The organism is Leptolyngbya sp. FACHB-8, from assembly GCF_014695575.1.
Taxonomy (GTDB): Bacteria; Cyanobacteriota; Cyanobacteriia; order Elainellales; family Elainellaceae; genus Vacuolonema.
On sequence record NZ_JACJOO010000058.1, the window covers coordinates 88719 to 111318 of the forward strand.

Below are 22600 nucleotides of genomic sequence, written 5' to 3' on the forward strand. Positions count from 1 at the left end.
ATTGCCAGACAAATGAGCACCTTGCATCCACTTTGGATTCCATGCCTGAACCCTTTGTTTCCGTGATTATTCCAGTTTTTAACGATGCTGAAAAACTTAAAACTTGTTTGTCAGCGTTGGCTCAGCAAACCTATCGACCTGACAGTTATGAAGTCATTGTGGTAGATAATGGTTCTGAAAATTTTGAAGAAATTGAGGCGCTAGCCGCACAATTTCCTCAGGTTGTCCTTACGCAAGAATCAACACCCGGCTCCTATGCCGCTCGGAACAAAGGGATTAGTGTCGCCAAGGGTAGCATCATTGCCTTCACCGATTCAGATTGTATCCCCGCCCCAGATTGGCTTGAAAAAGGGGTTCACTGTCTTTTAGAGCACCCACACTGTGGGTTAGTAGCAGGCCGTATTGATATCTTCTACAAGGATTCCGAGAACCCGACGGCCGTCGAACTCTACGATGGCGTCATTATGGGGTTTCCTCAGGACGAATTTATCAGCAAGCGTAAGGCAGGTGCCACTGCCAATGTCTTTACCTGGAAACATGTGGTTGACCAGGTAGGTAATTTCAAAGCTCAAATGAAATCCCACGGGGATATGGAGTGGGGAAAGCGAGTTCATACCGCTGGCTATGAGTTGATTTACGCTGACAATGCCCGTATCGCTCACCCGGCTCGTGATTCCTTCCAACAGCTATATAAGCGAACTATTCGTCTGGTGGGCGGCATGTATGACATGTACGTCACTCAGGAAAACTCCATTTGGAAACGCAACAAACGCGTTGTCCGCTTTATTGTTTCTGATCTGCTGTTACTAGGGATTGGTAAGAACATCAGAAAAGCCTGGCAGGATAGCCGCCTGCAACGGATAGACCTGAGGCTTAAGGTCATTGGAATCATCCTGATCATGCGATACGTCGGAATGACGGAAAAAATTCGCCTGAAATTTGGAGGTAGTGCTTTCCGCGGTTAAGTTCTTAATTGCATAAAACAAAAGCTTGGAGGTTTACCTCCAAGCTTTTGTTTTATGCAATACTCCTGGTCCTGCACAGCGGAAATTAACCGAACCTCAGTTTGAGATAAGCTGAATTGCCCCTTTTGATGTGCAACTTTTCAAAAATAACCATAAAGAAGGGAAGGATATGTGTGAACATATCCTTCCCTTCTTTGAAAAATGGCTCTACCCTAACCGATCCCTTCAATCACAGGATGGTAGAAGAAGGCCACTGCCAGTACCCCATAGGCCGCCAGGAGCAGTAGCCCTTCAAACCAGTTGGAGCGTCCATCAGAGCTAATCGAGTTGGCAATTAGGACGGCGATCGCCACCGCCACCAATTCAAATGGGTTGAAGTTGAGATCCATGGGTTGACCCCAAAACCAGCCCGTGATCACCAGAACGGGGGTGACAAACAGGGCGACCTGCATACTGGCACCCACCGCAACAGACAGAGACAGATCCATCTTGTTTTTGGTTGCCACCACAATGGCAGCGGCGTTTTCAGCGGCGTTACCAATGATGGGCAGCAAAATTACCCCGGTAAATAGCTCAGTCAACCCCAGAATTTTGGTGGCTTCTTCCAGAGAACCGACCAGCAATTCGGATTCCAGCGCAACGAACACCGTTGCGACAATGAGTACTGAAATCCAAACTTTCAGATTAGGTTTGTGGTTGCTGTGCTCAGCGTCAGTTTCTCCTCCCTCAAATTCGGCCACACCTACGTCGTAGAGGTAGCTGTGAGTTTTCATGGAGAAGAAGATGCTGGAGATGTAAACCAGAATCAGGATAATGGCAACGGCGATCGAAATTTTCTGCATGAGGGGTTCTTCAATCCCCTCGGAGGTAAAGTTAACAGCAGCCGGTAGCAGCAGAGCAATGACCGCCAGGTTCATGGCAGAGGCGTTCGTGCGGGCGACAATTGACTGAAAGGTTTGCTCCTTGTGACGCAGCCCTCCCAAAAACATGGCCAGCCCCATAACCAGAAGCAAGTTCCCCACAATCGAACCCACCAGGCTTGCCTTCACCACATTCACAAGTCCAGCTTTTAGAGCAACGAGCGAAATAATCAATTCAGCTGCGTTGCCAAAGGTGGCATTCAGTAAGCCACCTAGAGATGGCCCAACCACAACAGCAATTTCTTCCGTTGCCGTGCCGATCCAGGCGGCCAGAGGCAGAATGGCAAGACAGGCCAATCCAAACTCCACGAGAGGCCCCCAGTGCTGATAATGGGCCACTACAGAGATGGGTACAAAGATAAGTAGAACCGAAAAGACAATGTTTTTGATGGACATACTGGCAAGTGGATGAGTTTGGGGGAAGCGGACAGCTTTCCTCTGCTATTTTGCCTGCAAAGGCCTGAATTGGAACCGTTGGTTGCAAACTAAGCGTAAGGATGGGTCCACGGGTGCTAAACGCTACGGTTAAGGGCAGGAGTGTTATACTCCTTTCCCCTCGCCCTTACAGAGCGCACACCTGTATATCTACCCGCCGAGATAACGCTTTTCCGGGAGCGTCCTTTGTCAGGGAACTGATGGTCGCATAGATGCACCTATAACCCTTTCCCGTTGGGTGAGATACAACGGAGAATGGCTGAAATGCAATGGCTGAGGATGCTCTAACCAAGAAGTTAGGTTAGGATCAAAATACTTTTACAAAACGCAACAATCTTAAGCAATTGTTATGGCTGTTGTTTACCCTCGTAAGTTTCAAAGCTCCCTAGGTGCTATGAGTGCCCGCGACATTTTAGGGCAAGTCGTGCGCGATCGCGAAATTCACCACATCACGTTGAACCGCTATCGCTTCAGCGAACAGCGGAGTTGCAAAGATTTAACCGATTTAATTGAACAACTGAACGGCCAACCTGCTGCTCTTGTGCGTGACCTTTCCCGACACATTTCGGATGAAGCCCGCCATGCCATGTGGCTGACGGATCTACTGACAGACCTGGGAGCCGATGTCGGTACCCCACCCGGCTCGTCCTACATCGAAGAATTCGAGCGTTTGTTGGATCAGGAGCAGAATTCTCCTGACAATGTGGATGATTTTGTTATTAACTCTCTAGCCGCGATTAATGTCACTGAGAAGCGCGGGTGTGAGTATTTCTCGGCTCACATCTATGCTCTGCAGCAGGCTCCTCAAACTGAGGAGAACGTTAAAATTCGTGAGACCATCGAGAAAATCCTGCCGGAGGAGGCCGGGCATGTGCGTTGGGGCAACCGTATGCTGGCCCAATGGGCTGACAAGAGCCCTGAGTACCGAGAGAAGGTGAACCAGGCCAAGCAAAAGTACGCGGCGATCGAGCAGGCGGCTTTTGAGTGTGGCATGGACATTACCCTGGGCGCGGAACTGCGCCGTGTTGGCAACCTGTTGGATATTGCCAACACGATGCCTCTGTGGCAACGGCCTCAATATTTAGCAGAACGCTTACCCCACGCGTTCCTGGCTCCCGATTTGCAACGGACTCGGATTGCGATCGCTCAACGTGCCTGGAGCCGTGACCCTCAGGCCTTTGTCGAAAAGTTCATCCCCCTGTTCCTGGGTGGCCTGAACCGCAATACTCCAGCGGAAAAGGCGAAACTCTAGAGTCTGCTCTAAAAGTTGTTTGTATGTGATAAGTGCACGAACAAACAACTCCTTCAGCGCGCTTTAAAACGTGCCTGAATACCTACTCAAGGGGATGCCGTAGATATACGGCATCCCCTTCTCTTAAACCTTGAAATAAAGTCAGAGCTCCATTTTGCGATTGCAATACGACAGCAAAATGGAGCTCTATTTTTCATTAGTTCGGACAGTTTTTCTGAAACCCTTGATTTTGCGTGCGCTTCGCGCACGCAAAATCAAGGGTTTCAGAAAAACTGTCCAGAGTATTGTTTTTGATACCGTGAAACGTTGTTGTTATGGCGGATGGAACGCGTTGGAGTAAACCTTTAACCCTTTTGGGGTGGCCTGACGACCATAAGAAAAGCCATTTGTCAGCTACACCGGATTCAAATCAAACAATTCCAGCTTACCGACCATACGATTCATAAGGAGTATGTCTCAGGGCTTGCTTTTTCCAAAGGCAAAGAAAATCCTGAGAATCATGCCGACCTTAGCTGAAAGAGCTAGAGTTGGGAACAGGGCAATCGTTGTAAAGTCCAGTTGAGAGGGTTTTTATGGACGCTGAATCGACCCAGGTTCTGGTTAGTGAAGAAATTATGTCGGTCAATCACGTCGAGGTGATTGAAACGGTCATTGCTAGCCTTCAGGAAGACCAGAGCGCGATGGTCAGCCAAACCGAGCAGGGCCGCCTGTGGAAGTTCAAATACGGCAGCGTAGAAGTCTTTGTGCAACTGACTGGGCAATCCGAAGAAGATATGCTGGTCGTTTGGTCTCCTGTACTCAAGCTGCCTGCCAAAGACGAACCCGCCCTGAACCGGAAGCTGTTAGAACTGAACTGGTCAGAGACGTTTGAATCGCATTTTTGTATCGCTGATGATCAGGTCGTTGTGCTGGCTCAGCGCACTGTTGCCGAGTTGTCTCCGGCAGAAGTCTCGCGCAATATTACTGTGGTTGCTACGGTCGCAGACAATTACGACGAAGCACTGCAACAGGAATTTGGACAGGGTTAAAGAACATTGGCAACCTGGCGGCTCATTCCCTTTCTTACAGCATCTGGAGCTGTACAAATGGCTCTGGATACTTGGCTACTAGAACGCCATGCTGCCGGGGCAATACCACCTACCCTGCGATTCTATGCCTGGGATCCGATCGCCCTTTCCCTGGGCTACCATCAACGCCAGATTCCACAACACTGGAATCATCTGAAATGGGAGGGGCGATCGCTTCCCCTCATCCTCCGCCCCAGCGGAGGCCGTGCGGTGTTGCATCAGGGTGACCTGACCTATGCCATTGTTGGCTCTGGTTTTAAGGGCGGTCGCATCGAGGTTTATCAGTACCTCTGTGAGTTTTTGGTACAGGGATGGCGATCGCTTGCCGTCCCCCTCCATTATGGTGAAGCAGGACGGGGCTACATCCATAACCCTGACTGCTTCGAAACCGCGACAGGAGCGGATCTGATCATGGCTGATGGAACGAAGCTCATCGGCAGTGCGCAACTGCGGCGAAATGGAGCGGTGTTACAGCACGGTTCTATGCGTCTCTGTCCTGATCCCGATCTGTTTCAGCAGGTGTTTGGCACAGCCATTCAGGTTCCTGATCTACCCCTGGTAGCGGATTTAGAGGAGAGGCGGGCGACCGCCATCACGACTCTCACCCAAGCTGCCGAAGAATGGTTTGGAGTGACGTTGCGGGAAGAACCCCTTTCGGAAGACGAATGGGTTATGGTTCAGGCCAGACTTAAATCCAAATCATAACGGGGACGGTATTACCGTCCCCGTTATGGCTTTCAAATCGTTTAGACCGTCTCCATTACACCTTTTCTTTGTCCTTTGGCTCAGCGGTGGAAGCGATCTGGAGTTCTTTGAGTTGCTTCGCGTCCACTTCGTTGGGGGCATTGGTGAGGAGACAGCGAGCCTGTTGGGTTTTAGGGAAGGCGATCGCATCGCGAATCGATTCTTCACCGGCCAGTAGCATCACCCAGCGATCCAAACCATAGGCGATACCTCCATGAGGCGGGGTGCCATACTCAAATGCCTCCAACAGGAAGCCAAACTTGTTGTGGGCTTCCTCCTCAGAAATACCAATCAGGTCAAACACCTGAGATTGCAGGTCTGGTTGGTAGATCCGCATACTGCCGCCTGCCGCTTCGAAACCGTTGTAAACGAGGTCATGGGAGAGCGTGCGTGCGGTCTTTAAGTCAGCCACGTCGTCGGGGTGGGGGGCCGTGAAGGGGTGGTGCAGCGGATCGAGGCGCTTCTCGTCCTCATTCCACTCGAACATGGGGAAGTCGACGACCCACAGCAGATTAATCTTGTCGGGATCAATCAAATCCATTTCCCGAGCAATCACCTGACGCAGGCGATCGAGGGTTTTGTTGACGGTTGCGGTATCGCCCGCCCCAAACAGTAACAGGTGCCCCGCTTCGGCTCCTGTACGGCTAAGGATTTCCTGCTTCTGCTCCTCGCTCAGGTTGTCCTTAATCGCGCCGATGGTATCAATTTCGCCACCTTCTCGCACCCGAATGTAAGCGAGACCTTTGGCTCCAGCTTCGGCCGCTTCCTTAAACAGATCACCACCCGGCTTAATCCGCACATTAGAGATTTTGTCGTTGCCACCGGGGATCGGTAGGATTTTGACAATTCCACCTTTTTTCACGGCATCCGCAAAGACTTTGAAGCCGGAATCCTTCATCAAATCCGATACATCGGTCAATTCCAGACGGTAACGGGTATCGGGCTTGTCGCTGCCATAGCGATCCATCGCATCAGCATAGGTCAGGCGGGGAAAGGGCCGGGGAATGTCGATGCCTTTGAGGGTTTTGAAGATGTGGCAGACCAGGCGTTCATTCAGATCTAGCAATTCGTCCTGGGACATGAAACTCATTTCCAGATCGAGCTGGGTAAACTCGGGCTGGCGATCGGCTCGCAGGTCTTCGTCTCGAAAGCACCGGGCAACCTGGTAGTAGCGATCGCATCCCGCTACCATCAAAATCTGCTTAAACAACTGCGGCGACTGGGGCAGCGCAAAGAATTCACCCGGATTGACCCGGCTGGGCACCAGATAATCCCGCGCCCCTTCAGGAGTGGAGCGAGTCAGTACCGGGGTTTCCACTTCGAGGAAATCTTCTTGATCCTCCAGGAAGCGACGGATGGCTTTGATCAGGTCGTGGCGCAGACGCAGATTACGGGCCATGCGCTCACGGCGAATGTCGAGGTAACGGTATCTCAGGCGCAGGTCTTCCCGCACGGTTTCGTTGTCAGCGGAGGATACCTGGAAGGGGAGTTGCTTCCGTACCGCATTCAGCAGTTCAATTTGCTCGGCATAGACCTCGATTTCCCCCGTCGGTAGCTTGGGGTTGAGAGACTCATCAGGGCGACGACTGACGCGACCTGTAATCCGCACGACGTATTCGTTACGCAGCTTGTCGGCTGCTTCGTAGGAGAGGGGCGTACGCTCAGGGTCGCTGACGATTTGGGCGATGCCGGTGCGATCGCGCACATCCAAAAACACGACCCCGCCATGATCTCGGCGACGATCGACCCAACCGCACAGCGAGACTGTTTCACCGATATGTTCTGCCCGTAGTTGGCCGCAGTAGTGGGTTCGCATCATGAGAGAAATGGCAGGAAAAGAATAGAGTCAACACTGAAAACCTTTCCATTATCCAGGATCCTTACCCCTTCTGAACTGACTTGAGGGGGAGAAGCTGGTGAGGGTTTCCAAACAATCCATTAAACCATTCCAGGCTAACCCATAGTTAACTTGAGTTCGGGTTAAGGGCTTTTTCGAGGGGCGCGCCCGGCGCGCCCCTCGAAAAAGCCCATTTTGTCGTGCGCTCTGCGCACGACAAAATGGGCTCTTGGGCTTATCCCGAGTTGAGGTTAGTTACTTTACGCATGTGCAACTTTGAGCCAGCCGCTAGAGTTCTGGATTTTGGGTGGAGCAAGGGGGCACAAAATATCCCTTCGCTCCACTCAAAGTTCAGGGTTCTGGGTTTCGATGCAAGATATGCGTCAAGTCGGAGTCAATCTTTCTTTGTTTGGGATGTGAGTTTTTCGTCGAGAAACTCACATCCCAAACGGGTTTTTATATCGTGACAAATAGCTTACGTTTTAACCATATATCTTCCTGGGCATGGAGATACATAGGGTTGGGGTGGAGGGCGATCGCCCGCTCATAAGACTCCAATGCATTCCCATAGGCCCCCATTTCCGCGAACATTAATCCCCGGTTGAACCATGCCTGGTGGTAATCCGGTTGGAGGGTGACGGCCCGTTCGTAAGCGACTAGTGCTTCTGCATAGCGTTTCAGGCCGCTGAGGGCATTGCCTCGATTGTTCCAGGCTTTGCAGTAGTGTGGGTTGAGCTGGAGAGCCTGGTCGAAGTGGGCGATCGCCTCCTGATACTCTTCCTTTTCACACAAGGCACAGCCCTGCAAATCCCAATATTCAGGGCTGTCGGATCCATTCAGAGCCATGGCTTCGTTCTCCCAGTGATTACTCCTTTATTGTTGAAATAAATGAAAGAACCCGTAGGGCGGATTTCTAGATGGCTAAGGTGGGGAATCTACTCCTTGTGTGAGTCATTTTCAGTAATGAAGAGCTCATTTCTAAACATTTAGGGCATACACAAAGAGGTTTGTTCAAGGATCTTGTGAATTGTCATGGAAGTGTCATAGCACTAGCATTTGACTGACAATTCTCTCTGCGATTCTAAAACTACAGGACTTCAGGTAAGACGCTACAGCCAACCCGTAAGCCCTGCACAGAACTACCACAGCGAGCTTGGAAATATGAAGCCTCAAAACATCTGGAGGGCTTTCGGGGGATCGGCGATCGTTATGCTCGGTACGGGTGCCTGGTATGTTTTTATGGCGGGGGCTCCTCAGTTGGATCCGCCCCTGGTGCAATCAGCTCAACAGATGCAGCAAGAGGGGTTATCGTTTCACCTGGAAAGTTTTATGAGCCAGGCAATGAAGGCTACACGTACCTATGGCGTTATTCTGCCACCTGGTTATAGCCAAAACTCAACGCAGCACTATCCTGTCATCTTTCTTTTGCACGGTGGCCATGATGATGCCCGTGCCTACATTGATAAGTATGGAATGGCTCAGGTTTTGGCTGACCTGTATCAATCCCACAAGTTAGAACCCTCCATCATTATTACCCCTGATGGCAATGATCAACGAGGCTCTAGCCCCCTATGGGATCCTCAATACTTCGACGGCCCTAATGGTCGAGTTGCAACGTTAATTGGATCAGAATTGGTGCAAGTTGTAAAAGAACGTTATCGTACTTCAGAAAGCCCTAAATTCTGGGCCATGGGAGGGATTTCTTCGGGAGGTTGGGGTGCTTTCAATATTGGGTTGCGATACCTCAACCACTTTAATATCTTGTTTAGCCATAGTGGTTACTTTACAGATAGTAGTGGAGCCACAAATAGCCCTAATCAGTTCATCCAAACACTACCTCTGGCGCAATTAAAACAATTGCGGGGTGTCTATCTAGATGCAGGGGAGAATGATACTGATTTCTTAACTTCTACTCAGCAGTTCCACGAGACTTTGAACCGCCTTGGTGTAACCAATAAATTCTATGCGTTTCCGGGTGGTCATGGCCTTTCTGGTCCTAATATTGGATGGAACTATTTCCATAAGCATTTGTACGATTCCCTAACCTATATCGGAGCAGAATTTCAGCGTGCATCTTCACCTGTTAGTTAACGGAAATTGCTGATGCTAAATTCTCGTACACGCATTGCCCTATGGATGGTGGCCTTCCTGACCGGATTTGTGGGGCTTGTCAATCTTCTTTCCGCTGTTACGCCGAGCCTTCCCAATCGTATTGCCTGGTTACGCGAAATTTTCCCCTTCGAAGTGCGTACGGGAGGACACTTATTCGCTGCCATAGCGGGTTTTTTCCTATTAGCATTGGCCACTAATTTGTTACGCCGTAAGCAAGTTGCCTGGCTGTTAACAGTCATTCTTCTAGTAATTTCCATCATCAGCCATCTGGTGAAGGGCTGGGACTATGAAGAGGCACTTTTATCGGCCGGGTTGCTAGTGGTTTTAATAACTATGCGACCGGTATTTACGGCTCAGTCCGATCGCCCCTCCATTGCTCAAGGAGCGCGAGTTTTATTAGGAGCATTACTCTTTACTCTGGCCTACGGTACAGCCGGATTCTATTTTCTGGATCGCCACTACTCGATTGAGTTTGATTTGCTTCCAGCTCTTCGTCAAACGATAGTTCTGTTCTTCACCGATGATAATGCTGGGTTACGCCCAACAACTCGTTTTGGAAAATACTTTGTTGACTCCATTTATATTATTAGCATCGTTACCTTTGGCTATGCGTTAACTCTATTACTACGACCCGTTCTGTTGCGTGGTGCAGCGAGTACAAAGGAGCATAAACATGCCCAAGCGATTGTGGAAGCCTATGGGCGATCGTCTCTAGCACGGCTCACATTATTGGATGACAAAAGCTATTACTTTAGCCCATCAGGAAAGACAGTGGTTGCTTATGTGGCAAAGGGGCGAGGGGCGATCGCCCTGGGTGATCCCATTGGCCCTGCATCAGAACGTCGAGAAGCTATCTTAAGTTTTCAAAAATTCTGTGCCCAAAATGATTGGTATCCTGCGTTTTATCAAACCCTTCCCGATGACTTGGAATTGTACTATAGTCTGGGATTTCGAGTGCTACAAATTGGAGAAGAGGCCATCGTTGATCTCAACACATTTACCTTAAGTGGAAAAGCGGCTCAAAACCTACGCACGGCTCGTAATAAGTTAACGAAGGCAGGGCATACGGTTGAATTTCATCAACCCCGAATTGGCTCAGCATTGCTCCACGAATTGAAGACAGTGAGTGATGAATGGCTGCGATTAGTGAACGGATCTGAAAAGCGATTTTCCCTCGGATGGTTTGATGACCAATACTTACAAGACTGCGAAATTGCTTTAGTGCGAACCCCTGACGGACACATTAGTGCCTTTGCCAATGTCATCACCGAATATCAACACAATGACATCACGATTGACTTAATGCGGCGGCGAATTGAGATTGAACATGGCACGATGGACTTCCTCTTTACGAGCATGTTTCAGCATTATAAAGAGCGAGGATATGACGGCTTTAACTTAGGCTTATCTGCTCTTTCGGGAGTCGGTCAAACGGAGGAAGCGGCTCGTTTAGAAAAAGCTGTGCATTACCTTTATCAACACCTCAATCAGTTTTACAACTTTCAAGGTCTTCATAGCTATAAAGAAAAGTTTTCTCCCCGGTGGGAACCGCGCTATCTGGTCTATCCCAGCCTGGTTGCTCTGCCCGACATACTAGTCGGTCTAGTGCGGGCAGACTCGGGCGATCGCCTTCTCGACTACTTTAAACCCGGCAGTTAATCCTTTATTTCAGGCCGCTTCCTATGGACATGCAGCGCCTCAAATCGATTCTTCCTTCCCTCGTCGGTGTTGCGTTACTCCTGGCATCAATCTGGGTGCTACATCGAGAATTTCAGCACTACTCTATTGATGAAATTTGGCATCAGCTAACTAGAATCCCTAAACAACAGGTCGTAGTGGCGATCGCCCTTACCTGTCTCAATTTATTAGTATTTACCGGATACGATACCCTTTCGGTTTCTTATATCCACCATCCCTTACCCTATATCAAAACTGCTCTTGGTGCGCTGACCAGTATTCCCATTGGAAATGCTCTTGGTTTTTCCTTATTAAGTGGAACGGCTGTTCGCTACCGGCTGTATAGCTCGTCAAATATTTCAACTCTTCAAATTGCTCAAATTGTTACCTTTTGCCACATTACATTCTGGTTAGGTTTGTTCGTCGTAGGGGGTATTTTTTTCGTCTGGCATCCCATTACGATTCCTCGAAACCTGATGCTGCCCTTTGTGGACACGCGCCCTCTCGGAGCGGCATTTCTAGGCCTGATTGGAGGCTATGGAATGTGGAACTGGATGAGTGGGCGATCGCTTTCTATCAGTAAATTTGTCATTCCCCATATTTCCCCTCACTTGAGCCTACTTCAGACTCTTGTTGGTTCTTTGGATTGGGCGTTAGCTGCTAGTGTTTTCTATGCATTATTACCAGAAACATTACCAGAAACTGCTCACCTACCTTACCCAACATTTGTAGGGATTTACTTATTCGCTCAATTTGCGGGAGTTGTGAGTAATGTACCCGGTGGATTAGGGGTTTTTGAAACAGTCATGATATGGTTGCTGGCCAAATCTTTTTCATCAGCAACATTGCTCGGCACTTTGTTAGCCTATCGAGCTATTTACTATCTCCTGCCACTGATGATTGCTGTAATTCTGCTAGGCGCTTTTGAAGTAAAACAACGGCTCCGTTAAAGCTTATTTGAAGTTGATTTTCAGTAATGTTGTGCCTTTTGGAAAGCAAGAGATCCACTATTTTGGGCCTGATTTTAATTAGGCTTTCTGTGTGGATTGTTCTACGGCAAAGCCGCGCAACGATTCATGCAGGAAATCCACTGATTGGAGCGATTGATCAAGAGGAAACAACAGCATCGACTTCACGCGGCCCAGCGATGAACCCAGTCGGCGATCGCCTCATTCACGACCTGCGGAAATTCCGCCATTAAGACATGCCCAGCTCCTGGTAGGTGAAGATGTTCGCTGTGGAGAAAGAGAGCAGCTAAATTTTCTCCCATGTCATAGGTAAAGGTGGGATCATTTGCTCCGGTGATGACTAATGTTGGCACTTCATAGCAGTGTTTGGTTTGATGTTGTGCGAAGAAGTTGTAACCCCAAAAGATTTTTAGGGCCTGATAGGGCTCTCGTTCAACCGGAATTGGGCTTTCCTTAAAGAACTGTTGCACTGTCCCGTGGCGGTGGGTGCTTGTGAGTCGCGCAGCCCACGTTTGCAGCAGAGGCACTCGAAACGCATGCCTTCCACCGGAGTGCATGAATCGCATCAATGGTATTTCCCACCAGGGATCCAGCTCATGAGTTCCCCCTGCAATTAACACCATTGCACTGGCCGAATGCCGCTGTGCCCATTCCAGCCCCAGGGGTACACCATAGCTGTGACAACAAAGAACTGGTCGATGAATCTGAAACCGATGCAGCAGACGCTGCAAATCCCGCTGGTGCCGTCCGATGGAATAGCGCGGGTAGGGTTGCGAATCCCCATGCCCTGCCAGGTCGTACACTAATGCCTCATAGCCTTGCGCTTGCGCGAATTCGTATTGCGATCGCCAGTTAAATCGATTTCCCAATCCCCCATGCAGGAACACCCAGGCCGGCGATCGCCCACGCGTATGACATACCTGAAGCTCAACTCCCCGCCGTAGGTGAATCCGTTCTCCAGTCAGGCTGTTGTTGGGTGCCATATCTTTACTCGTTCTGCTTCCAAAGTAATGGATGAGTATGTCAGCCATATAACAATCCAGTGGCGATCGCCTATGCTCACAAAAATGGCCAAAACAGAGCCCTCCTTAGCAAGAGCTCCGTTTTGGCTAGTTCCGTAAAGATAGGGGCTGACTAACGCAAGATATAAACCCGAGCCTCGTAACCCCGCAGGGAGCAGATCAGCTGGTCATCGTGCAACTCAACGGGGGTATCTTGAAGCCAATCATGCCAGACGTGGCCCTGTGGAATGTTGTGCACATGGTAATGATCACACTCCATATTCTTCAGGTTCAACACTACGACTACACAGGACTCCTCATTCCACCGCTGATAAGCCAACACCTGGTTGTCTGCATCCTCGTGGAAAAAATCAATATTCGAGTTTTGCAACGACGAGAACTGACGACGTAACGCAAAAAGCTTGCGGTAATAGGTCAGGAGATCCGCGTTGCGATCGCGCTCGATCAAAGACCAATCCAGCGGGTGTGGACTATTGGGAGTCATACTATTCACCTCCCCAAATTCCTCACCCATCAAAATCATCGGCACCCCAACCGCCGTCATCAGCATTACAGCACCCAACTTAATTCGCTGGAAGGCATCGTCTTCGGAAAACCCCTGTTCTTTTAGGCTATCCAGTAAACGGGGGCGATCGTGGCTAGATAAATAGTGAACGGCTCCAGTCGTGCGATCGGGATAGTCATGCTGTGTCGGGTCTAGCAGCTCTTTCGCACGTTGAATATCAATTTCTTCCTCGCCTTTCAAATGAGGCGTTAAGAAGTAGTAAAACGTCTCTCGCCAACAGGCATCCAAAGCCCCTTCCGGCCGCACCACTTCTGGTGTGTCAGGAATGCGTTCACCAATGTTATAGAAAGGCTTCATGCTAGCCGCGAGTTTTGTCTGCTGGCAAACCCAATTCATAAATTCGGGATTATCAATTTCCTTAACCGCATCAAACCGGATGCCGTCAATGTGATATTCCTCGATCCAATAACGCACCACGTCGCCCATCAGTTCCCAGGCTGGATGGCGATCGTACCGCTCATCATAGGTTTCGTAATTGAATTCGGGTCCCCAATAGTCTTCGGGGCGATCAGGATGATGGCGATCGTGGTAGTACCAGTAATCGCGGTCGATCGCTAATAAGGGGCTGTGGTCGGATGAGTGGTTGTAAAGCTGGTCAAGAATAACCCGAATACCACAACCATGGCAGGTATCAATAAATCGCTTCAGGTCTTTTGTCGAACCGTACTTAGGATTTGGCGCAAAGAAGAAACTCGGCAAGTAGCCCCAGGACGCATCTTCGGGGGCTGCATTAACGGGCATCAATTCAATGGCATTAATCCCTAAACCACAAAGGTAATCGAGCTTCTCGATGACAGCTTCATACTGTCCTTTTGCTGAACAGTTTTCATCACCGCTCGAAAAGTCTGAAATGAATAGTTCGTAGATGATGAGTTGATTATTAGCGGGAAGTGGCTTATCGTCATGGGTCCAGACGTAATCATCGACAATACGCTGGCCATCCTTGATACGAATTACACTATTACAGCTATCAGGGTGTAATTCTCTTGCATAAGGATCATCAATCTCAACCCATTCATCAGGCTGGTGCGTCCAACTGTTAGATTGCACTCTAAATTTATACTCGTAAGCACCGTCATCGAGTTTAACTGACGTGCGGTAGTAACCCTTGTCATCCTTCTCCATTGGAATCTCGTTCCAATCAGAAAAAGAACCAATCAATGAAACGGCTTTGTTGTTGGGTGCAAGCAGTTTGAACTCGATTTCGTTAGACATATCACGCCTTTAAGTGTTGGTAAATGCCTGACTTGAACTCAGGCATAAATATCGGTGCTCTGAAAAACGACCACAATATGTTTTTTCAGAGGCATTCAACTTCACAGCTCGGTATTAACCTCCGATTTCTAGCCATTTCTTGTCCGGATGCAAACCGTACCCAGTCCTAAAATTGCTGGACGAAAGAACTCTGCTCCCCTAATGAAGTCTTTTCTTGAGGAACAGTGCCTTCCTCAAACGCCTTTGATAAGAGGATAGGGTGAGGAGAAGAGAGGGTAGCGATCGCCCTACTTCTTTTCTAATTCATTAAGCGGATGAACAAATACCCCCCCACGCCTGTCACCTTAAAACCATTTATCAGCCCAATTAGCAAGCTAATGGATTGATCGAAGTGCAAGTCTTAAAAAGTCCTTGATACTATGCTTGATCCTAAAGAATGAGCCCGCTTTTCTCCGTCACGCATTGGATAGAAAAATGGCTATCAATGCTCCATCTTGTGAAGGATCTGTAGACTATATACTCTATATAGCTTGGGATGCTAAGGATATAAATTAGAGCCACGATGGAACAAAGTTTGAGAGGAATCGGTCTTTAAAGAGCTGCGGCTTTTCGCATCAGCAATTTAATCTAGGATCACTTAAGTTGGTGCTTGCAATTAAACATAAGACCCAAAGGGTTATGCAGTCTGCTTTATGGCTGTACGGCCATTTACGTTCTGTGTTTAATGAGCCTGAGCGACTGACCTAAAACTGAGAATACATTTTTAAGAATTCGTTTTGTTTATTACCTTGAAGCGTAATTCTAAGTCTACTGAAACGTTTTTTTTCGCACTTCATGTACAAAAAAACAATCTTAAGAATAGGCCCTAAACGCACAAAGTGACTGGCAATTGATTAATACTTTTCTTCTCATAAACCAAAGAACTTTAAATTCCAATCGTAAAGACCCAAACCCTAACTATGTCGTTGCGAAAGCAAAGTTAAGGTCTGGGTTTTAGCAAATACGAATACTACTCCCCTAGCGCTGACCGACCAATTCCCGTTCAACATTCAGCAGGTTTTCAACCCGAGCCTCTGTTGAGGGATGTGTTGAAAACAGGTTGCTGAACGTTTGCTTGGGTACTGCATTCATAATCAGCAGGGGCTCGAAAGCTGGGTTTGTCGCCATAGGCATTTGTCGGGCTGCTGCATCCAATCGGCGCAGGGCGTTGGCCAATGCTCGGGGCTTGCCTGTAATACGCGCTGCGCTAGCATCCGCCTCAAACTCACGGGTACGAGAAATTGCCATTTGAATAACGGTTGCCGCAAGAGGAGCCAGAATAATAGTTGCCAGAGCACTAATGGCATTACTTCCCTCACGATCGTCTCGACCACCATAGCCACCAAACATCATGCCAAATTGCAGCATCTGCGCTAAATAGGAGATTGCCCCGGCCACCGTCGCTGCTACAGCTTGGGTCAGAGTGTCACGGTTTTTAATGTGACTCAGTTCGTGGGCAATGACCCCTTCCAGCTCATCAGCCGGAAGCATTTGCAGAATGCCCTGGGTCACAGCAACAGCGGCATGCTGCGGATCACGACCCGTCGCAAATGCATTTGCCCCAGCAGTTGGAATAATATAAACCGCCGGCATTGGCAGGTCGGCCTTCTGAGCCAGCTTTTCTACCATGGCGTATAACTGCGGAGCCTCGGCTCGGCTCACTGGTTGCGCTCCATAAGCGGCCAGAGCAATTTTGTCGGACGAGAACCAGGAAAAGAAATTCATCCCCCCGGCCATGACCAACCCAATCAAGGCTCCACCCGAACCTCCCAGTAGATACCCGATCGCCACAAGTAAACCACTGAGTAGCCCTAGCAAACTTACAGTTTTGATCTGATTCATAATTCGTTCCTCCGTCAGGACGTTACCCCGCAGGGAATGATGGAGAAATTTTTGTTGATTTCAACCACAAAAATTTCTGAATCAAGGACCCACTTAGGGAAAGATAACGATCGCATTCCAGGCCAGTTCGGGAGAGTTCGATTGAGGCCAGTGCTGCTTCAAACTGGTTTTAGCCCAGTATTTCAGCAAGTCTGGGGCGATCGCAGAACTTATCACAACTATCTGTGTTACGTTTCTTCATAAATTCTAAAACCCTCACCCCGCTTTCCCTATACCGGACAGGCGCACTCAACCGTACGGCTTCCCACACCTCCTTGCTCGCAAACAAAAACCTTCCTCTCCAACAAGCTACGCCTCCAGCCCCGTCTGCCCCTGCGCCCCCCTGCCTCGTATAATAAGCAACGTCGCCACTTCCACTCGCTCACTCACTTATGACCAATGCCCTGTTCCACATTGAGCATTTACGTGTGGCCTATCCGCACCAGCGAGGGCAGGCCGCTGCGAATGGTGAGGCAACTATTCAATGGGCTGTGGATGATGTGACCTTAACGCTCAATCCCGGAGAGCGGCTAGGCCTGGTTGGCGAATCGGGTTGCGGTAAGTCGACTTTAGGACGAGCGGCCATGCGGTTGCTTCCATCCTCCAGCCAGGTGGAAGGGCACGTTCTGTTCAACGGTCAATCGGTCTTTGACCTATCTCCGGCAGAGCTTCGCAAGTTTCGGGGAGAAGCGGTATCTATCGTCTTCCAGGACCCAATGACTCGATTGGATCCATTGATGACCATCGGCGAGCATTGTTTGGAAACCCTACAGGCGCACCAACCTGAACTTTCTAAGGAAGAAGCCAAGACCAAGGCGATCGCCACGCTAGAAGCCGTGAAAATTCCAGCCAACCGCTGGAGCCAGTTTCCTCATGAGTTTAGTGGGGGGATGCGGCAACGGGTGGCGATCGCCCTCGCCCTTCTGCTCAATCCCAAACTCATCGTCGCTGACGAGCCAACCACCAGCCTGGATGTCACTGTCGCTGCCCAAATCTTGAAGGAGCTGACCCGACTCTGCCAGGAGCGCAATATGGGATTGGTCCTGATTTCCCATGATTTGGCATTAGTGGGGGAATATTGCGATCGCATCGCCGTCATGTACCAGGGCAAAGTGGTCGAAACCGGCAATACCCAGGACATCCTCAAAAACCCTCAGCATTCCTACACTCAAATGCTGTTGCAAGCGGCTCTCCGCATCCATGTGGATGATCCCCTCGCTCGGGCAGCAGCAGAAGCTGCACCTGCCCCCCTACTGCGGCTGGATAACCTGCGGAAGCACTATATGCTGGAGCAAAATTTCGTCGCCCGACTGCTAAACCGCCAACCCGAAAACGTCATTAAAGCTGTAGACGACATCAACTTAGATCTCTACCCCGGAGAAATCTTTGGGCTCGTGGGTGAATCGGGCTGTGGCAAAAGCACCCTCTCGCGTACTATCCTGCAACTCATCCCTCCCACCGCAGGCCGTATTAACTTCCTCGGCAAAGATATCACGGGCCTACCCCGCACTGAGCTGCAAGCCCAGCGGCGGCAAATGCAGATGGTTTTTCAAGATCCTCACGCGTGCCTCAATCCGTTGATGACTGTGGGCGATAGCATTGCTGATCCCCTACTGATTCATGGGTTAGCCACTCTGGATGCAGCCCGCGAGCAGGTGAAAGCCATGCTGGAACGAGTTGGGCTGACTCCGGTCGAGGATTATTACAACCGTTATCCTGGAGATCTATCCGGAGGCCAGCAACAGCGCGTGGCGATCGCCCGTGCCCTCATCACTCGCCCCAAGCTACTGATTTGTGATGAACCCGTCAGTATGCTGGATGCCAGTGTGCAGGCCCAGGTATTAGACCTGATGTTAGAACTCAAGCAGGAATTTGACCTGACCTATCTGTTCATTACCCACGACCTTTGGTTAGCACGGTTTTTGTGCGATCGCATCGCCGTTATGAACGCTGGGAAAATTGTGGAATTGGGAACCACCGAGCAAATTTTTAACCATCCCCAGCACCCTTACACCCAAACCCTTCTCCAAGCCGCCCCTCTGCTGGCTCACCCACCAGCCATCTAGTTTCAGGTAGCGTCATGATGGGGTGAAGTGTTTTGCACTCCGAACCGTCAAGCCTACGTTGATTTCTATCGTGTAGGAGTAGCGGAGGGGTAAATAATTTTCATCAGAGCGCACAAAACCTTGTCCCGCCTTAGGAAACCGTCCCAGGGCGAGAAACATAGGTCAAATCAATTTGATAGTATTCTTGTTGACGTTTTTAACCGTATTGTTCGGTGTAAACCTCAATATCGGGTCGAATTTCGGCGTTAGCGGGGGTTAGTCCGTCAAACCCACCGCCCGCTATCGAGTTCAACTGCATTATCCACCTTCGCTATCCCTGTCGATAAGGGGAAATCAGAACAATCAATGTTTGGTTTAATTGGTCATCTCACAAGTCTAGAACACGCCCAGTCTGTCGCCCGCGAGCTGGGTTACCCTGAGTACGCCGATCAGGGGCTCGATTTCTGGTGTAGCGCCCCTCCGCAAACCGTCGATCACATTCGAGTCAAAAGCGTCACTGGGCAGGAAATTGAAGGTCAATACGTTGAGTCCTGCTTTTTACCCGAAATGCTCGCCACCCGGCGCATTAAGGCCGCCACTCGCAAAATCATTAATGCGATGGCCCACGCTCAGAAGCACGGCATTGATATTACAGCGTTAGGGGGCTTCTCCTCGATTATTTTCGAAAACTTTAACCTGTCTCAAATTCCACAGGTACGTAATATCACCCTGGATTTCAACCGATTTACTACGGGTAACACCCACACGGCTTATATTATCTGCCGTCAGGTCGAGCAGGCCTCGAAGCAACTGGGTATCAATCTTTCCGAAGCAACTGTAGCTGTCTGTGGAGCTACAGGGGATATCGGTAGTGCCGTCTGCCGCTGGCTAAACGAGCGCACTGATACCAAAGAATTGCTGCTGATTGCCCGTAACCAGGAGCGATTGCAAAACTTGCAAGAGGAGTTGGGGCGAGGCAAGATTATGCCGCTTGAAGAAGCGCTTCCTCATGCCGATATTGTTGTATGGGTCGCCAGCATGCCCAAAGGGATGGAGATCGATTTCGACAGTCTTAAGCAGCCTTGCTTGATGATTGATGGCGGCTATCCCAAGAACATGGCGAGCCAGATTCAGCATTCTGGCGTTTACGTTCTCAACGGCGGAATTGTAGAGCATTCCCTCGACATCGAGTGGAAAATCATGGACATCGTGAATATGGATGCCCCCGCTCGTCAGCTCTTTGCCTGCTTCGCAGAATCGATGCTGTTAGAGTTCGAGAAGCTGTACACCAACTTCTCCTGGGGCCGCAACCAGATCACGCTGGATAAAATGGACCTTATCGGTAAAGTGTCCCTGAAGCACGGCTTCCAGCCATTGCTTCTACCTTCCTAGTGGCTATAGATTGCGCCTTGTTCGAACTCATCTGTCGTGATTTTGTGCAAACTGTCCTGATGGCATCTCCTCGTCTAAGAAGAGTGGAATGGTAGATGCACCCTGATTCAAAGCTCCTGGTTTCGCGGCCAGGGGCTTTCTTTTTTCTGATTTTTCCTGGGGGAAGATTTATGCAACTTAAGTTTGCCTATGCTTGATGATGTGAGGCCACATCACCAAGCATAGGTTGATTTCCATTCTGCAATGCCGGGGCGTTGCCCAAAAAATTACGGGAGTGTCCTGATAGCAGCTGCCTGCTTAGGAAGAGTGGAATGGTAGATGCACCCTGATTCAAAGCCCCTGGTTTCGCGGCCAGGGGTTTTCTTTTTGCTATATTTTTCGCGGCACACGCCAAAACGGCATTTTCGAGGGGCACGCTTCAAGCGTATCCCTCGAAAATTGCTCTTAATCCGAACTCAAGTGAAGTACAACTTTCTCGTCAAAAAAGGTATGACAGTGTCCTGATAACATCCAGTCTCCCTGGAAGAGTGGAATGGTAGATGCACCCTGATTCAAACCCCTGGTTTCGCGGCCAGGGGTTTTCTTTTTTCTATAGCAATGTGCAAGTGCGTTAAGTACAGCAACGGTGGTGTGGGGCACGAAGTGCCCCACACCACCGTACTTAATCAACCCGCACAGCGCTATAGAATCTGCTTGAAAGGTTGTTTTTTCCTGTGCTTTGATCTACGAAAAGAAAACCGTAGAACACAGCTTAAGTTTTCTCCTCCAAAAAGTATGACAGTGTCCTGATGACATCCAGTCTCCCTGGAAGAGTGGAATGGTAGATGCACCCTGATTCAAAACCCCTGGTTTCGCGGCCGGGGGTTTTTCTTTTATCTATAGAACCGAGGCATAGACAGGAGTGGCACAACGTACCACACCCTGTCTATGCCTCGGTTCTTTGAGCAAGTTTGATATTAGGATAGATTGAGAGATGTGGCCCAGCGCGACTGGGGCCAAATTAATAATCGTGTGTTTAAAAAGGTTAGGAGCCCCATGATGGATGCGATGGAATTTTTTCGGATGAGTGAGGGTAAGTGGCGATCGCAACGCACCACTCATCACCTTCCCTTCCGCCGCGCAGAAACGGGAGATTCCGAAATTCAAGTAGAAACCCTCCCGGTAGACGATCCTAAAGTTTTAGAAATTTGTCAGATGCATGACACTGACCCCAGCCTTGCAATTGGAGGGGCGTATGTAACCTGGCACGGAGCCATGTCCTGGGACCAGGAAGGGGATGAGAGCCACCAGGGTTCTACGGTTTTTGTATTGGTACCGGATGCTGACAACCCCCGGCAAGGCAAGCTTTTGCGGGAGCGTGGCTATGCCGAAATCGTACCCGTTATCGGACACTACGAAGTGGATGACGACAATGGGCTGGTGTTGACCACTGATTACGAGACCATGAGTTCCGTTGAGCGCTTCTGGTTTATCTCTCCTGATCTGCGGGTACGCAGCAGCACCGTTAAGCGTTTTGGTGGCTTCAGCACCGCCTCCTTCTGCACAGAGTTCCGTGCGAGTGAAGAAGCTCCCACATCTGAGTCCGCTACTGCCGTTCCTGCTGCTAAAACCTATTCTTCGAGCTTTGGTTGGTAATATTTCTGCTGAATCCCCCTATGATCGGGGCCTCGCCTACCTGCATCACGCTGCATCTCTGGCTCTAGAGCCAGAGATGGTTTATATTCCTGATAATTTGGGCGATCGCGTTCGCCTCTGTACCTGGGTTGGTACTCGCATTGAGGCCATTAATGGGCGTCTGGAACAGCTGCTGCACCATTGCCACCAATGCTTTTACCCGCAACAGCAGCGTACAATTCGCATCCTGGCTGCGCCTATTAACGAAAAGTTTGGAATTGATGGATGCTGCAACATTCGGCTGCTTCCCGTCACTATTTTGTTGGATGTCGGGCGGGTAGAGCCGGAGAGCTGGTTGAGCCTGGTGGTGCATGAGTATGCTCATGCTCACGTTGGGCATCCTGGTCATGAGCAAAATTTTGTGCAGGTGCTTACGCATCTGTGTTTAGGGTTAGGGTTACCCGCGCCACCTAGCAACGCTACCGATCAGTACTTACGGCATTGGCCCCATTACAAACCCACTGCCAATGCCCTAGATTTTTGGATGGATCGTTGAACTAGGAACACAGCAAGATTTCCTACAACTCTTCAGGCAGGCTGTAGGAAATCCTGCACCTTTACCTTTCTAAAACCAAGCTTCCGAACCCTTGTTTTTGTCGCTTTTTGACGAAGAAATAAAGGTTCGGAGGTCTGGTGCAAGATTTGAGTTTAGCCAGAATTTGTTGGAAGAGGCTGTAATACCGTTTTAATATGAAGCTGCGCCAAATAGGGCTTCGAGAATGAAATCGTAGGACGTCAATGACGCAACCCTTTCAGGGGAAATCTTGTCGAGTTCCGAGGTCAGGAGTTT

18 protein-coding genes are annotated in these 22600 nt (G+C 49.7%); 11 read left to right on the forward strand and 7 right to left on the reverse strand.

The window, feature by feature from the left end; all coding sequences use genetic code 11:
- Window positions 1-41: 41 nt before the first annotated feature.
- Window positions 42-965, forward strand: a complete 924-nt coding sequence (locus tag H6F91_RS14815; protein ID WP_190775775.1) for a glycosyltransferase family A protein — start codon at window positions 42-44, stop codon at window positions 963-965.
- Between the two features lie 212 nt (window positions 966-1177).
- Here H6F91_RS14815 and cax read toward each other — a convergent pair whose 3' ends face one another.
- On the reverse strand, window positions 1178-2281 hold the full coding sequence (gene cax, locus H6F91_RS14820) for a calcium/proton exchanger (protein ID WP_190775776.1): 1104 nt from the start codon (window positions 2279-2281) through the stop codon (window positions 1178-1180).
- Window positions 2282-2669: 388 nt separating this feature from the next.
- Here cax and H6F91_RS14825 point away from each other — a divergent pair, with 388 nt between their 5' ends.
- The 3 genes from H6F91_RS14825 to H6F91_RS14835 all read left to right on the forward strand — a co-directional run bounded on the left by H6F91_RS14825 (window position 2670) and on the right by H6F91_RS14835 (window position 5344).
- On the forward strand, window positions 2670-3572 hold the full coding sequence (locus tag H6F91_RS14825) for a ferritin-like domain-containing protein (protein ID WP_190775777.1): 903 nt from the start codon (window positions 2670-2672) through the stop codon (window positions 3570-3572).
- Between the two features lie 572 nt (window positions 3573-4144).
- On the forward strand, window positions 4145-4600 hold the full coding sequence (locus H6F91_RS14830; protein ID WP_190775058.1) for a YbjN domain-containing protein: 456 nt from the start codon (window positions 4145-4147) through the stop codon (window positions 4598-4600).
- A 57-nt stretch (window positions 4601-4657) separates the two neighbouring features.
- Window positions 4658-5344, forward strand: a complete 687-nt coding sequence (locus tag H6F91_RS14835) for a biotin/lipoate A/B protein ligase family protein (protein WP_190775057.1) — start codon at window positions 4658-4660, stop codon at window positions 5342-5344.
- Between the two features lie 55 nt (window positions 5345-5399).
- Here the strand turns inward: H6F91_RS14835 and aspS are convergent, their stop codons facing one another.
- Both aspS and H6F91_RS14845 read right to left on the reverse strand, forming a co-directional pair.
- Complete coding sequence (gene aspS / locus H6F91_RS14840) at window positions 5400-7199, reverse strand: aspartate--tRNA ligase (RefSeq protein ID WP_190775062.1); 1800 nt, start codon at window positions 7197-7199, stop codon at window positions 5400-5402.
- A gap of 477 nt (window positions 7200-7676) precedes the next feature.
- Window positions 7677-8066 (reverse strand): tetratricopeptide repeat protein, encoded by a 390-nt coding sequence (locus tag H6F91_RS14845; protein ID WP_190775056.1) that lies wholly within the window; start codon window positions 8064-8066, stop codon window positions 7677-7679.
- Between the two features lie 315 nt (window positions 8067-8381).
- Between H6F91_RS14845 and H6F91_RS14850 the strand changes: the two genes are divergently transcribed.
- Genes H6F91_RS14850 through H6F91_RS14860 form a run of 3 tightly spaced genes read left to right on the forward strand, consistent with a single transcriptional unit; the run spans window position 8382 to window position 11959 of the window.
- A complete protein-coding gene (locus H6F91_RS14850) occupies window positions 8382-9311 on the forward strand; it encodes an alpha/beta hydrolase-fold protein (protein WP_190775055.1) in 930 nt (309 codons plus the stop codon).
- A gap of 12 nt (window positions 9312-9323) precedes the next feature.
- Complete coding sequence (locus H6F91_RS14855; protein ID WP_190789392.1) at window positions 9324-10991, forward strand: phosphatidylglycerol lysyltransferase domain-containing protein; 1668 nt, start codon at window positions 9324-9326, stop codon at window positions 10989-10991.
- Window positions 10992-11014: 23 nt separating this feature from the next.
- The gene (locus H6F91_RS14860; protein WP_190775053.1) at window positions 11015-11959 is read left to right on the forward strand and encodes a lysylphosphatidylglycerol synthase domain-containing protein; all 945 of its coding nucleotides are present in this window, start codon (window positions 11015-11017) and stop codon (window positions 11957-11959) included.
- Between the two features lie 182 nt (window positions 11960-12141).
- Here H6F91_RS14860 and H6F91_RS14865 read toward each other — a convergent pair whose 3' ends face one another.
- From H6F91_RS14865 to H6F91_RS28310, 4 genes are all read right to left on the reverse strand, one after another.
- Window positions 12142-12960, reverse strand: a complete 819-nt coding sequence (locus H6F91_RS14865; protein WP_190775052.1) for an alpha/beta hydrolase — start codon at window positions 12958-12960, stop codon at window positions 12142-12144.
- Between the two features lie 151 nt (window positions 12961-13111).
- Window positions 13112-14779 (reverse strand): alpha-amylase family glycosyl hydrolase, encoded by a 1668-nt coding sequence (locus tag H6F91_RS14870; RefSeq protein ID WP_190775051.1) that lies wholly within the window; start codon window positions 14777-14779, stop codon window positions 13112-13114.
- Between the two features lie 1017 nt (window positions 14780-15796).
- Entirely contained in the window at window positions 15797-16663 is an 867-nt protein-coding gene (locus H6F91_RS14875) for a M48 family metalloprotease (RefSeq protein WP_190775061.1), read from the reverse strand.
- A gap of 90 nt (window positions 16664-16753) precedes the next feature.
- The gene (locus H6F91_RS28310) at window positions 16754-16876 is read right to left on the reverse strand and encodes a hypothetical protein (RefSeq protein ID WP_277874393.1); all 123 of its coding nucleotides are present in this window, start codon (window positions 16874-16876) and stop codon (window positions 16754-16756) included.
- A gap of 215 nt (window positions 16877-17091) precedes the next feature.
- On the opposite strand from H6F91_RS28310, the gene H6F91_RS14880 reads away from it, so the two are divergent.
- The 4 genes from H6F91_RS14880 to H6F91_RS14895 all read left to right on the forward strand — a co-directional run bounded on the left by H6F91_RS14880 (window position 17092) and on the right by H6F91_RS14895 (window position 22306).
- Window positions 17092-18765, forward strand: coding sequence for an ABC transporter ATP-binding protein (locus tag H6F91_RS14880; RefSeq protein WP_190775050.1), 1674 nt, complete (start codon window positions 17092-17094; stop codon window positions 18763-18765).
- Between the two features lie 345 nt (window positions 18766-19110).
- Window positions 19111-20136: a long-chain acyl-[acyl-carrier-protein] reductase gene (locus tag H6F91_RS14885; protein WP_190775049.1), complete on the forward strand. Its 1026-nt coding sequence runs from the start codon at window positions 19111-19113 to the stop codon at window positions 20134-20136.
- 1038 nt (window positions 20137-21174) lie between these two features.
- Window positions 21175-21771: a phycobiliprotein lyase gene (locus H6F91_RS14890; RefSeq protein ID WP_190775060.1), complete on the forward strand. Its 597-nt coding sequence runs from the start codon at window positions 21175-21177 to the stop codon at window positions 21769-21771.
- Window positions 21761-22306, forward strand: a complete 546-nt coding sequence (locus H6F91_RS14895; RefSeq protein ID WP_199307838.1) for a hypothetical protein — start codon at window positions 21761-21763, stop codon at window positions 22304-22306. The genes H6F91_RS14890 and H6F91_RS14895 overlap by 11 nt, the downstream gene beginning before the upstream one ends.
- Window positions 22307-22600: the final 294 nt, after the last annotated feature.